Origin of the sequence: Wolbachia endosymbiont of Listronotus oregonensis (assembly GCF_031205055.1) — a bacterium.
Classification (GTDB): domain Bacteria; phylum Pseudomonadota; class Alphaproteobacteria; order Rickettsiales; family Anaplasmataceae; genus Wolbachia.
Genome location: NZ_CP102118.1, coordinates 156,947 through 169,802, shown reverse-complemented (window position 1 = coordinate 169,802; position 12,856 = coordinate 156,947). Strand labels below are relative to the sequence as shown.

10 protein-coding genes and 1 pseudogene are annotated in these 12,856 nt (G+C 36.9%); 9 read left to right on the top strand and 2 right to left on the bottom strand.

The features are described from left to right. Nucleotides 1-107: 107 nt before the first annotated feature. Nucleotides 108-1,214 carry a D-alanyl-D-alanine carboxypeptidase family protein gene (locus NMD99_RS00890; protein WP_253308928.1) on the bottom strand — a complete coding sequence of 369 codons (1,107 nt, stop codon included), beginning with the start codon at nucleotides 1,212-1,214 and terminating at the stop codon, nucleotides 108-110. 1,256 nt (nucleotides 1,215-2,470) lie between these two features. Between NMD99_RS00890 and NMD99_RS00885 the strand changes: the two genes are divergently transcribed. The 5 genes and pseudogenes from NMD99_RS00885 to NMD99_RS00865 all read left to right on the top strand — a co-directional run bounded on the left by NMD99_RS00885 (nucleotide 2,471) and on the right by NMD99_RS00865 (nucleotide 6,118). Then, the gene (locus tag NMD99_RS00885) at nucleotides 2,471-3,007 is read left to right on the top strand and encodes a JAB domain-containing protein (protein ID WP_309166290.1); all 537 of its coding nucleotides are present in this window, start codon (nucleotides 2,471-2,473) and stop codon (nucleotides 3,005-3,007) included. Between the two features lie 352 nt (nucleotides 3,008-3,359). Beyond that, the gene (locus NMD99_RS00880) at nucleotides 3,360-5,420 is read left to right on the top strand and encodes a recombinase family protein (protein ID WP_309165575.1); all 2,061 of its coding nucleotides are present in this window, start codon (nucleotides 3,360-3,362) and stop codon (nucleotides 5,418-5,420) included. A gap of 33 nt (nucleotides 5,421-5,453) precedes the next feature. Continuing rightward, a pseudogene (locus NMD99_RS00875) lies at nucleotides 5,454-5,600 on the top strand (JAB domain-containing protein); the annotation flags it as partial. Nucleotides 5,601-5,653: 53 nt separating this feature from the next. After that, nucleotides 5,654-5,782 (top strand): hypothetical protein, encoded by a 129-nt coding sequence (locus tag NMD99_RS00870; protein WP_309166288.1) that lies wholly within the window; start codon nucleotides 5,654-5,656, stop codon nucleotides 5,780-5,782. Nucleotides 5,783-5,827: 45 nt separating this feature from the next. Next, a complete protein-coding gene (locus tag NMD99_RS00865) occupies nucleotides 5,828-6,118 on the top strand; it encodes a GIY-YIG nuclease family protein (protein ID WP_007549156.1) in 291 nt (96 codons plus the stop codon). Between the two features lie 604 nt (nucleotides 6,119-6,722). On the opposite strand, the gene NMD99_RS00860 is transcribed toward NMD99_RS00865, so the two are convergent. Further along, nucleotides 6,723-10,214, bottom strand: coding sequence for a UvrD-helicase domain-containing protein (locus NMD99_RS00860; RefSeq protein ID WP_309166280.1), 3,492 nt, complete (start codon nucleotides 10,212-10,214; stop codon nucleotides 6,723-6,725). A gap of 280 nt (nucleotides 10,215-10,494) precedes the next feature. On the opposite strand from NMD99_RS00860, the gene NMD99_RS00850 reads away from it, so the two are divergent. From NMD99_RS00850 to NMD99_RS00835, 4 genes are all read left to right on the top strand, one after another. Next, nucleotides 10,495-11,361, top strand: a complete 867-nt coding sequence (locus tag NMD99_RS00850) for a 4-(cytidine 5'-diphospho)-2-C-methyl-D-erythritol kinase (RefSeq protein WP_253307339.1) — start codon at nucleotides 10,495-10,497, stop codon at nucleotides 11,359-11,361. 4 nt (nucleotides 11,362-11,365) lie between these two features. After that, nucleotides 11,366-11,722, top strand: a complete 357-nt coding sequence (locus NMD99_RS00845; protein ID WP_253307338.1) for an Mth938-like domain-containing protein — start codon at nucleotides 11,366-11,368, stop codon at nucleotides 11,720-11,722. A 1-nt stretch (nucleotide 11,723) separates the two neighbouring features. After that, nucleotides 11,724-12,533, top strand: a complete 810-nt coding sequence (locus NMD99_RS00840; protein WP_253307337.1) for a metal ABC transporter permease — start codon at nucleotides 11,724-11,726, stop codon at nucleotides 12,531-12,533. A 131-nt stretch (nucleotides 12,534-12,664) separates the two neighbouring features. Further along, a complete protein-coding gene (locus NMD99_RS00835; protein WP_096618007.1) occupies nucleotides 12,665-12,853 on the top strand; it encodes a hypothetical protein in 189 nt (62 codons plus the stop codon). Nucleotides 12,854-12,856: the final 3 nt, after the last annotated feature.

Sequence of the window (12,856 nt, the reverse complement as noted above, 5' to 3'; positions counted from 1 at the left end):
TTCGTAACATTTCAATCTTGTATTGTAACAGAAATTGTTAGTTAAAACTACACTAAAGTGCAATAGATCTCTCTTTCGAAATTGCTTTGAAAGCCAATATATTAAACTTAAAATAACATTCTAAAAAACTTTTCTACGAAATTCAATTCCTGTACGTCATTTGCTGCATAAAGAGGCGTAGTTTGTTGCTCAACACCTGGTATTTCTACAAAAACTTTGCCCACTTCTTGACCTTTTTTAATGGGTGCAGGTATCATATCTTTATATTCAATACGCACCTTAATTTGGTCATGCAATTTGCGGTTGTAAGTTATGGTAACATCGTTTGCAACTGTAATAGGCACTTTTTTATCTTTTCCATAGAGAACATTTACTTCCTCAACTACACTGTCTTTAGCAAATATTTTCTTAGTATTAAAATGTTTTAAGGAGTATTGTATCAGTCTTTTTGCTTCTTCTATTCGCTCTTTCTCAGTGTTTAAACCATTTACGACAGCAAAAATTCTCCTATCATTTCGTTTTGCAGATGCTACAATGCCATAACCACCAGCATTTGTATAACCGGTTTTTAAACCGTCAACCCCAATGTCGTGAAAAAGTAGAAGATTTTTATTCTTTTGTGCAATTTCGTTATATGTCAAATATTGTTCAGAAAATAAATCGTAATATTCAGGAAAATCAGTGAAAATCCTTTTTGCCAGCATTACCAAGTCTTTTGCGCTCATAAAATGATCTCCATCTGGCCACCCGCTTGAGTTGACAAAATGACTGTCATTCAGGTTCAAATTTTGTGCAACCTCATTCATTTCAGCCACAAAATTCTCTTCTGATCCTGCAATACCCTCGGCTAGTGTTATGCAGGCATCATTACCTGAGACTATTGTAATTCCTTCGAGTAATTCCCTCACCGTAACGGATTGACCTTCTTTCAAAAACATAGAAGAGCCTTTTCTTTCCCACGCTTTTCTGCTTACTCGAAATTTATCCTCCATGTGTATTATTCCAGCTTTTAGATAATCGAAGGCTATATATAAAGTCATTAGCTTGCTCATTGAAGATGGGGCCATTTTTTCATCAGAATTATGGTCAAAAATGAATGAATCTGAAGCTAAATCTAAGACTACTGCTTGCTTTGCTTTGGTTCTAAACTGGTATGAGTATGAAGAAAAAGGAAGTATAAAAACTAATAGCAAAATTACCAATCTGCTTAACATATCTATAATTTTAAATTTACAGTGCACTAATTAATAGTATAATTTTACAGGGGCATTTCAATAGATCTCTTGCATAAAACTTGCTTGACAAACTCCGCCAGCCCCCTTATTATGATAGTGAAGGTATTCAGTTATCTTCATCTGTGCAGATTAAACAGCAAGAAAACAACGTAGTTGGCGTCTTATTTTTAATTTTTTGCACTATGTGCACCTTATGTCTTCACAACATTTCTGGGTTTTTACCTATATAAGCTGAAACGCGCTTATAAGTCGTTTAAGACAGTATAGTACGCCAATTTGCAGGATTAGAGAGTGACAACTAGCTAACACGGGGTTTCTTTTGCCTTTTTTTCTGCTTAGTAAATTTCTTAAACATTTAAACAAAGGTGAGTTGCATTTAAAAGCAGCTAAATTGCAGTGTTTAAGACTTAAAAAACGCCAATACTGAAAGTAGACAATGACTAGGGCTTCTTTTGCCTTTTTTTTCGTTTGGTAAATTTCTTAAATATTTATGGCTAAACGACAACCGTCATCCCGCTACGTGTTAGCGGGATCTCTTGTTAGCGGCTGAGATACCGCGAATGAATCGCGGTATGACGGTTAAGTATCCCGCTACGTGTTAGCGGCTAAGAGATACCGCGGCGGTATGACGGTGTAGATAGTAATTCGTCATCCCGCTGCTTGTTAGCGGGATCTAGAGATACCGCGGCGGTATGACGGTCTGCGGCGATATGACGGTTCGCGGTGGCATGACGATAACTTCGTCATCCCGCTGCTTGTTAGCGGGATCTAGAGATACCGCGGCGGTATGACGGTCTGCGGCGATATGACGGTTCGCGGTGGCATGACGATAACTTCGTCATCCCGCTACTTGTTAGCAGGATCTATGCTAAGAGATACCGCGGCGGTATGACGGTCTGCGGCGATATGACGGTTCGCGGTGGCATGACGATAACTTCGTCATCCCGCTGCTTGTTAGCGGGATCTAGAGATACCGCGGCGGTATGACGGTCTGCGGCGATATGACGGTTCGCGGTGGCATGACGATAACTTCGTCATCCCGCTACTTGTTAGCGGGATCTGCTGAGATACCGCGAATGAATTGCGGTATGACGTAGAGCTCGCGTCAGCTACTTTGATGACACAATTTACTGTCTTTAAAAATGAATGTTCTTACAATTGTGCGTCATGCGCTTTATTAAATATTTTACTTAAAAATCTAACTTCTTATTATACAAGAGATAAGCAATTCACTAATGATGAAAAATTACGAAAAGGGGCATAGAAAGCGCCTAAGAGAGAAAATTATTTTAGATAATGGACAATCATTACTTGATTATGAAGTTTTAGAGCACATTTTATATTCAGCATACAGTAGAATTGATGTAAAGCCGATAGCAAAGAGTTTGATAGAAAATTTTGGCAGTTTGAATAAAGTTTTTAATGCTGACCTGGAAGCACTGCAAAATGTTGATGGTGTCAGCAATGCAGCAATATCTGCCATCTTTTGTGTGAAACAAGCCTTTGTTCGTTCTGCAAGAGAAGAAATAAAAGACCTGCCTATAATCGATAACTGGGAAAAATTGCTTGATTATTTAAGAATAAGCATAGGAAGCCTCAATAAGGAAAATTTTCGCGTCATCTATATGAATAAAAAGTATCGTCTAATAGCGGAAGACCTGCAAAACGTTGGTACAGTAGATCAAACTCCTCTTTATGTCAGAGAGATCATCAAGCGCGCACTTTTGATTGGTTCAACATCCATTGTAATATCTCACGATCAACCACCTTAATACCCCATTCAACAACCAAAAAGAGATTACAGTTACAGATCCAACTCATCCGCTATTTGGCAGAACTTTTCCTATATCCTTTATCAGTTCAAGAGCCCATTGTAGTAGTAATGTATTTGTTATTCATCGTAATAACATAATTCTGCGTATCCCGTTTCTTGCTACCAACTTAGCCAGTAAGCAAGATTTTCTCACAAGTAAATTAACATGGGATTCATTATACGAATTTGTTTCTTTAGCAAAGGAGTATAAATTATGCCATGTAAACCAAATAGAGTGTGGAAAAAAATGCCGCAATGTCTCAAATCAGAAATTTTAGAAAACATATTATTAGTGTCCAAAGAGGTCATCCATGAATACATCAGAGCTAATTACAGCACAACATTTAACACGCGAAGCGATAATTTACATAAGACAATCAACACCTCATCAAGCACTGAGCAATCAAGAAAGTTTGGAGTTACAGTATGCGCTGAAACAAAGAGCTATTGATCTTGGGTGGAAAGCTGATAATATTGTTGTTATTGATAATGATCTCGGCTTAACAGGTGCTAGTGCTGAAAAGCGTGAAGGGTATAAAGAGATTCTCGCTAAAGTCACTTTATCAAAGGTAGGGATTATCCTATCCTACGATGTGACTCGTTTGTCACGTAATTGTTCTGATTGGTATCCGTTATTGGATATATGTGGCTATAAACAGTGTTTGATAGCTGATCGGGATGGTGTGTATGACCCTGGTACTATTAATGGTCGGTTGTTACTTGGTCTGAAAGGACAGCTTGCTGAAATGGAGTTATCTACTATAAGAGCCAGACTAAATGCTGGACTAGTAAATAAGGCAACCAGAGGAGATTTAGCCTTATCTCTTCCAGTGGGTTTCGTTCGTAACATTGATGATTCCGTGAGTAAGGATCCTAACCTTGAAGTTCAGCAGCATATTAAGCTTGTTTTTGACACTTTTCTAGAAAAACGAACAGCAGCACAAGTTGTAAGGTATTTTAACAATAACCAACTTACCATTCCTAGGTATGACAATTTTAAAGAAGTGCATTGGAAAAAACCAACTTTTGACGCAATTATCTCAATGCTCAAAAACCCTGCTTATGCTGGAGCATTTGCTTATGGTCGTTCTTGTACTACGCGTCACAAACTATCTTCTGCTAATAAAACAACAAAAAGACTACCAATGGAAGAATGGAAAGTTCTAATTAAAGATAAATACCCAGCTTACATAGATTGGGAAACCTTTACAAAGATTCAGATCATACTTAAAGATAATCATGCGGATTACCGTCGCTGTAGAACACGTGGAATAGCTAGACCAGGTGCAGCATTATTACATGGAATAATCTATTGTGGAGAATGTGGACACAAAATGATAGTACAGTATAAAGGAGGAAATCATTATAAATGCAGTTACCAACATCAACGTGATCTTTCCCCTTCATGTCAGTTTTTACCTGCTGATATTATTGATAATGAAGTAATTCCTAAATTTTTTGCAGCACTTAGTCAAATTGAGCTAGATGCTTATACTAAGGCTATTAACTCGCAGCTACAATCTGAACAAGAAATTAATAAAGCTCATTTACAACAATTAGAACGCTTAAGATACCAAGTAAGATTGGCAGAACGACAATTTAATCAAGTTGATCCTGACAATCGTCTTGTAGCTGCAGAACTTGAAAGACGTTGGGAACAGGCATTGAATGAACTCAAGCAAGCGGAAATTACATTTGAACGTCAGTATCCAAGTAAACCTACTCCTCAATTATCCGAGGAACTGAAAACAATATTTTTAGATGTAGGTAAGAAACTACCAGAAATTTGGCATAAGTCAGTTCTGTCACGTCAGCAAAGAAAATCTTTTGTTCGTTGTCTGATTGATAAGGTAGTAGCACACCGAATCATGCGTGATTGCTTGCAGATACGTATTGTATGGCATGGTAGAGAAACTACCACTTTCCATGCTCCTATTCCAGTAAGCTCCTTTCGTGCATTGACTACTGCAACAGAAATGGAGCAATCGATAATAAAGTCAAGTAAAGAGGGTAAAACGGATATAGAAATTGCCAAGTACTTAGAAACACAAGGGTATCGTTCTCCCTCACAATCAAAGAATATTGTTTTAGAAAATACAGTAAAAAATATTCGGTTAAAAAATAATATTATGCGAAAAAAGGAGCAATCACACCCCATTAAAGTGCCTGGCTACCTTACTATTTCACAAGTTGCAAAAATCCTTGAAGTTTCCAGGCAGTGGCTTTACGATAGAATAAGGAGAGATAAAATAAAAATACAAAAAGACTATAGCAAAACCAGAGGCAAGTATTTATTTGAAGATAGACCAGAAACTGTTAGAACCCTTATGGATTTTAAAAATGGTAAACTCAACAACCCAAATTTTTTATAGGAGTATCAATATGTATAATCGCACAATCATCCAAGCGGAGATACACAACCTTCAAATAGCGATATATCTCTCACTAGGCAACTAGCAGAAGCTTGCCAAAGTATAGGAATAGAATTAATAGACCACATTATTATTACATTCAGTAGCTATTTTAGTTTCAAGGAAAATAGGTTGTTGTGAAAGCTTTTATAGCTACAGTAACTTAGATTTACCGACAATCGTCATTCCGCTACGTGTTAGCGGCTAAGAGATACCGTGACGGGATGACGGTTCGCGGCGGCATGACGATAAGCTCGTCATCCCGCTACGTGTTAGCGGCGCGGCGGGATGACGGTAAGTTTTATTGTGGCACGATGGTGTAGTATAATGTTGGTAAACCTCAGTTACTTTAGCTATAAACGATTAAGATGAAGTTATCATATATCTATATACTTACAAATAAAGCTAATAGCACATTATATATTGGTGTAACTGCAAATTTGATCAAGAGGATTTGGGAACACAAAAACAAAATTGTTTCAGGTTTTACATCAAGATATAATGTAAATAAACTTGTATATTTTGAAGAGTTTGAAGATATAAGTTTAGCTATTGCAAGAGAAAGGCGCCTGAAAGAATGGCCAAGGCAGTGGAAAATTAATTTGATCAATCAAAAGAATCCTAGCTGGGTTGACTTATATTACTTAGCTTTAAGATAGCTATGCTGAGATCCCGCTAACACGTAGCGGGATGACGAGAAAGGAGTAGCGGTATGACGGGAAAGGAGTAGCGGGATGACGAGAAAGGAGCAGCAGGATAACGGTTAAGTAATTCGTCATTCCGCTACGTGTTAGCGGATGAGATACCGCGAATGAATCGCGGTATGACGGTTTGCGGTGGTATGACAGTTAAGTAATTCGTCATCCCGCTACTTGTTAGCGGGATCTGCTGAGATACCGCGAATGAATCGCGGTATGACGGTTCGTGGTGGCATGACGAGAAAGGAGTGGCGGTATGACGGTTCGCGGCGGCATGACAGTTAATTAATTCGTCATCCCGCTACTTGTTAGCGGGATCTATCCGCAGCGGTATGACGTAGGACTGCTGTCATCCCGCTGCTTGTTAGCGGATGAGATACCGCGAATGAATCGCGGTATGACGGTTCGCGGCGGCATGACAGTTAATTAATTCGTCATCCCGCTACTTGTTAGCGGGATCTAGAGATACCGCGAATGAATCGCGGTATGACGGTTAAGTAAGGGATCTATGCTAAGAGATACCGCGGGGTATGACGTAGTAGCTATTTCTTGTAATCAAGTTTCGTTAAAGGTCAGATTGAATGGTTAAATCTTCCACCCAAATAACCACACACTCTACTTGCTTGTTTGGATATATTTCTTGTACTAAGGTTTTATAGGTCAGCATTTGCTTTTTTATTTCATTTAATAAGGAAACAGAAACGTTACGGTGTGATTTGTAGTCAATTATGATCGCTTTATCTTGCGTTATGCATAGCCTATCTAGTCGTACTAATACTGGTTCGCCATCGATTATTCCACTCAGTGTAATCTCTGATTTGCCTTCTAAGTCAAACAAATAGCCATATTTTTCATTAAAGGCCAATATTTTACTGTAAATTTCATCCTTATCTTCACTGGTGTTTATATTGTCAAGATATTTTCTGACCCAGTTTTTTCTCCTTTCTTTTTCTATCTTGGGCATATATTGTAATATGCTGTGGATTATTAAGCCTCTTGTATAACCATCTGTCATCCAAGTAGCTGATGCTGATTTTCCTTCTTTTTTACTGGATCCCAGTGTCAAGCACTGGGATGACAGGGGAGGACGCTGGGATGACAAGGAAGGATGTTGGAATGACGAAAGAGGGCGCTGGAATGACATTGATAGGTTTGGCGGAAGGGAAATGACTGGAACGTCAAAATAATCACGTTTTTTATAAATGTAAGGGTAGTTTGCGTTCACACATAGCACTTCAACTTTTTCTTTAAATATTGGCTGTAAGTATGCTTGTTTCTTTTCATATGGTTCTCCATACTGAGTGATTAGATCATACCAAGAGCCCTTTTGCACTGGCTCTTTACTTAAGATGTATAACTCATCTTCAGCACGTGTGAGTGCTACGTATAATAAACGCAAATATTCGTTATAATCCTCTAGTTTTTTCTCTCTTTTTACTTGATCACAATAAGCGTTATTGTTTTTTCCACACCAAAATGGCACTTCCGTTCCATCAAAGATAATGCTTTCACTGTTTCTTGGCACTGTGTTTGTATCAACCAAAAATACTATGGGAGCTTGCAGACCTTTTGATTTGTGAATTGTCATTATTCGCACAGCATTGCGTTCTGATTGCATATCATTCTTAATCTCCGGGTTATTCTCCTTGATCCACTGAACAAACGCTTGAAGAGATGGGTTTTCAAATTGCAACACAAGGTTCATAAATTCGTCTAGAACCTCGAAGCACTCAAGACCTAGCCTTGCAGCAAATTTCTTCTTACCTGTACGCAATATATGTGTAAATAGTGCAAGAGGAGACTCTATGCGAGATAAGTTAATGAGATAGTTTAATTCACTATAGATAACCACAGAATAATCGCGAATTCTTTCCCATAGTGAATGCTCTTTACGGTCATATGCAATGTTAAATAAATCATCCTCGGTAAAATTGAATAACGGTGATTTTAAAGCATTTGCAAGAGCTAAATCATTTGCCTGGAGGAGTAAAAATTCGGCCAAAGCTATTAAGTCCTGCACGGCTATATAGTCCATAATTCTAAAATAATCTCGGCCTACAACTGGCACGTTTGCTTTTTTAAGTTCGCTTATTATGTAATCAACTAACACGTTTCGTTGCCGTACCAGAATCACAATGTCCCTTGGCTCTATATGGCGATCTTTAGCGACTAAAATCCGCCCTTCGTTTAACCAATTGTGAATTCTGTTGGCTATTGTTTGAGCAAGTAATCGATCTGTTATTATATAATTTTCCCTGCATGTCAGAGGAATTTGTAAAGCTCGCTGTTCTTTCTCTTTACACTTTGGTAACGCTGGCCAAATTTCAATATATCCTTGGTCATTCTCTCTATGTGGAACATGTTTTATTTCATTATCAACAAAAGATATTTCTGCGCGGAAGTTATTAAATATTCTATCTACAAGCATTAAAACTTCTGGAGTTGAACGAAATGACTTTTCAAGTTGGCATGATATCCAATCTCTGCCACCAGTTTTCGTATGAAAGTATTGTTGCATGTAGTTGAATAGATGGGGATTTGCTCCTTGAAATCTGTATATGGATTGTTTTACGTCACCAACTACAAATAAGGTTCGCTTTTCATCATTACCGGCAAAAAATTCATCGCAGAGATTTGTTATAATTTTCCATTGGCTGATGCTATTGTCTTGTGCCTCGTCAACAAGGATGTGATCTATTTTTTGATCCAAGTTAAACAATATCCAATCTTTGTAGTTTGGATTGCTGAGAAGATTTGTTGCTAAGCCAATTATATCATTGTAGTCAAGCAGTGCGTTTTTTGATTTTTCGCTACTGTATAGATCAACATATACTTTAAATATACCAAGTAAGCTACTGGTTCTCTTGAATATTTGATAAGAGTTCATGTCTTTTATATGAGTAAACACTACATTCTGAACGCTCTCTATTATTTGCTCTGCATCTCTAAATTTTTCCAAAGTACTTTTTGTTGCAATGGATGATATGCTCTTTTTTTCGTGCGATTCTGATTTGAGAAATACCTTGGCTAGGTTTTCTATTTTGGTGTCATTCCAGCGCGTGACGCTGGAATCTACACTTCTTTTCTTCTGGATCCCAGTGTCAAGCACTGGGATGACAGTAGAATAAAGTATTTCACTATAACTCTGATCTCTTTTACTGCCTTCACTTAATATCTCGGCTAATCTTTTTATGTGCTCAGTCGTTTCACTCTGTAAGTCATGAATTTCATCTGGAGCACTGAGTTTATCTTTGATATATTCTGAATCATTTTCTGATATCGATCTTTTTATACATAAAGTATAAAGCAAATCGCGTAGCTTATTTTCATCAAATTCAGCCGCAATAAGATTGATATCATCCTGCACAGTTTCGTTATGAAGCACTTTATTGAATATGATGGAATGTAATTCTTTACATTCACTCAGCGTACAATTTGGGGCGATGCCAGCTTCTATGGGAAAGTTGGAAATTAGTTTGTAACAGAAAGCGTGTATGGTTTGTATAGTTAGACCAAGATTTTCCAATTCAGAGAAAAGCCTTCTTGCTCTTGTTAAATAATCTTTATTTTTTCTGGATCCCAGTGTCACGCACTGGGATGACAAGTAGGGGTGCTGGGATGACAAATAGGGGTGCTGGGATGACAAATAGGGGTGCTGGGATGACGTCGAAGGGTGAGCTACTGGATTTTCACTTAAATCGTGATTATGTGGTGCTATCACCTCAGCATCATTCTCCGTTATTTCTGCGTCATCCCCTGTCATCCAAGTAGCTGACACTGGGATCCAGGTTTCTTTTTTTCTGATTTGCAATAGGTCTAGTTGTTCCAGATCCATTATTAATTCACTTTCTGAGCATATTGCCCACTTACTGAGTATGCTGTGAATGCGATTCTCCATCTCGTTTGCTGCAGCGTTGGTGAACGTTAAGCAGAGAATATTTCTTTTGTTTTCTAATAAAAGTCTCAATACTCTGTCTATTAAGATTTTTGTTTTGCCTGTACCAGCGGACGCATTTACCCATACAGAGAAATTGGGATTTATGGCATTTGATCTCATCAGAAGTGCGAAAACCTTATAGAAGTTGACTAAAATAGCATTATACATATAATGTAAAAATAATCTTAGTGAAGATATATAATGAAAAGTTTTTGTGTAAAGGCGCCTGCAAAAATCAATTTTTTTTGCATGTTGTAGACAAAAAGAAACAGGGTATCACTTGATTGAAGGTTTATTTGTCTTTGCTAATCTCTCTAATTTTTTGGAAATAAAAGTAGGTGAGGTTGACTAAAATAGCATTATACATATAATGTAAAAATAATCTTAGTGAAGATATATAATGAAAAGTTTTTGTGTAAAGGCGCCTGCAAAAATCAATCTTTTTTTGCATGTTGTAGACAAAAAAGAAACAGGGTATCACTTGATTGAAGGTTTATTTGTCTTTGCTAATCTCTCTAATTTTTTGGAAATAAAAGTAGGTGAGAAGGATTCTAGATACGATAACTCTACAGTTGAATTTGTAAATTCCGAACTTAGAATTAATAACAGGTACAACACCGTAATGAGAGCAGTTAATCTATTGCTTAGATATGCTCCTGCGCGAACTAAAGTCATTGTAAAGGTTGTGAAAAATATACCAATTGCTGCGGGTTTGGGCAGTGGCTCCTCAGATGCTGGAGCTGTGGTACGCATACTAGGGAAGCTGTGGAAGATTGATAGGACGATTTTAAATGAAATAGCTTTAAGCGTTGGTGCTGATGTTCCTGCGAGTATAGATAGCAAGCCAGTTTTTGTTAGAGGTATTGGTGAAGAGTTGTGTCCCATAAAAAAATTCTCTCTACCCACAAATATAGTACTGGTGAAGCCGAAAAAAAAGTTTTTGAGCACACTAGAGGTATTTTCCAAACATGAAGGAGAATTTTCTGAGCCAATTAAATGGAGCGATGACGCTGAAAAGGATTTGTTGAAGTTTCTTAAAGAGACGAGAAACGATCTTCAAGAAATAGCAATAAGCCTTGTACCTGAAATTCAGGATGTGATATCAACACTTGAGTCACAAGAAGGCTCTATACTTTCTCGCATGTCAGGCAGTGGTGTATCATGCTTTGGAATATTCGATAGTGAGGAAAATGCAAAAGCTGCTGCAGTTAATATCAGAGAAAAGCAACCAGAATGGTGGGTATGTGACACTCAATTAATAGTTTGACTTTATGCCCTTAATTTCCGAGAATAAAAATCTTATAAATGGTTACAGGGAAGGAAAATTTTTGGTGAATAATAGAGAATATTGCGGCTCAATTATAGTTTTTCCTGAAAAGGTGATTAAATTGAAAGAAAGTGATATAAATAGCAAGGAACATTTTAAATCTTTTTTAACAGAGGAAATAGAAATTTTGATAATAGGTACTGGTAAAACACGCAATATACCAAGTTCTTCAGTGAAGTCCTATCTTATGGAACAAAAAGGTTTAAATTTTGAATTTATGACAACCGGTGCAGCATGCAGAACCCATAACGTTTTAATATCCGAAGATAGATTTGTTGTCAGTTATCTAATAGCCATATAGCATGCTTGAAATGTTTACCCAGGACTTTTTCATCAATAGTCTAGTTGCAGTAGTCGTAATTAGCCTAGTAACAGGCGCTTTAGGATCGTTTATGATATGGCAAAGGTTATCTTATCTTGGTGATAGTTTGTCCCATTCTTCGTTGCTTGGTGTTGCACTTGCTTTAATCTTTAAGATTAGCCCATCGCTTAGCATAATGCTCATTGCAATTACATTTGCTATACTACTTTCTCTTAATTTTAACAGATTATATTCTGCTGATACGATATTGAACATTGTTACCAATGTAGTTTTATCATCGAGTTTAATACTTATGTCTTTTCTTCCATCGGGCAATAATAGTATTATTAGCTCACTGTTTGGTGATATATTAACGCTCGATCAAAGTGATATAATATTGATTTTTTTAATCTCTGTAATAGTTACTTTGATATTAATATTTAGATGGCGTTATTGGTTAATGATTTCAATTAATCAAGATTTAGCAGTAGTTGAGAAGATTAATGTTAATTTTGTTAGACTAGAATTTTTAATCACTCTTGCTATATTTATAGCAATTGCTGCCCAATTAATAGGAATATTACTCATTGCTGCATTTTTGCTAATACCAGCAGCATCTGCAAGGCTCATTTCGAAAACTCCAATGCAGATGATTATTGTTGCAACAGTTTTTTCTGTGATTTCTGGGATATCAGGTCTGATGTTATCTGCAAGTTTTGATTTGTTAACTGGACCTGCAATTATACTTGTTGCAGCCGTATATTTAATTATCGCTTATTTTATAAGGTTAGTATTAAGCAGGTTGGCTTGATTTTAGTCTCGAATGTTAATAATTTTGTAATATACTCATTATAAAACATCACTATCTTAGCACAAAATAGTCTTTGCTATATTATTGTTTATGTGCTAATGATAAGCTGTTAATTTTATGGAGTAAGCAATATGAGCGAAGAAGGATTTTTTTCCAAATATATATCTCAACCTGTGAAAAAATTTTATAATTATATTACAGGAAAAACAGAAGAGTCGGATAATGTGCAGAGTACGGCAGATGATGTGCACAATATTGCGCAAGAAAACTCAGAGTCTTTGGATACTCATGTACAATCAAATGAGAATGATATCATATAGATG

What these genes read in the sequence shown, in the direction of transcription:
- NMD99_RS00850 (WP_253307339.1), top strand. Translation starts at nt 10,495, where the DNA reads ATGAAAAGTTTTTGTGTAAAGGCGCCTGCAAAAATCAATCTTTTTTTG.
- NMD99_RS00890 (WP_253308928.1), bottom strand. Translation starts at nt 1,214, where the DNA reads ATGTTAAGCAGATTGGTAATTTTGCTATTAGTTTTTATACTTCCTTTT.
- NMD99_RS00840 (WP_253307337.1), top strand. Translation starts at nt 11,724, where the DNA reads ATGCTTGAAATGTTTACCCAGGACTTTTTCATCAATAGTCTAGTTGCA.
- NMD99_RS00845 (WP_253307338.1), top strand. Translation starts at nt 11,366, where the DNA reads ATGCCCTTAATTTCCGAGAATAAAAATCTTATAAATGGTTACAGGGAA.
- NMD99_RS00865 (WP_007549156.1), top strand. Translation starts at nt 5,828, where the DNA reads ATGAAGTTATCATATATCTATATACTTACAAATAAAGCTAATAGCACA.
- NMD99_RS00885 (WP_309166290.1), top strand. Translation starts at nt 2,471, where the DNA reads ATGATGAAAAATTACGAAAAGGGGCATAGAAAGCGCCTAAGAGAGAAA.
- NMD99_RS00835 (WP_096618007.1), top strand. Translation starts at nt 12,665, where the DNA reads ATGAGCGAAGAAGGATTTTTTTCCAAATATATATCTCAACCTGTGAAA.
- NMD99_RS00880 (WP_309165575.1), top strand. Translation starts at nt 3,360, where the DNA reads ATGAATACATCAGAGCTAATTACAGCACAACATTTAACACGCGAAGCG.
- NMD99_RS00860 (WP_309166280.1), bottom strand. Translation starts at nt 10,214, where the DNA reads ATGAGATCAAATGCCATAAATCCCAATTTCTCTGTATGGGTAAATGCG.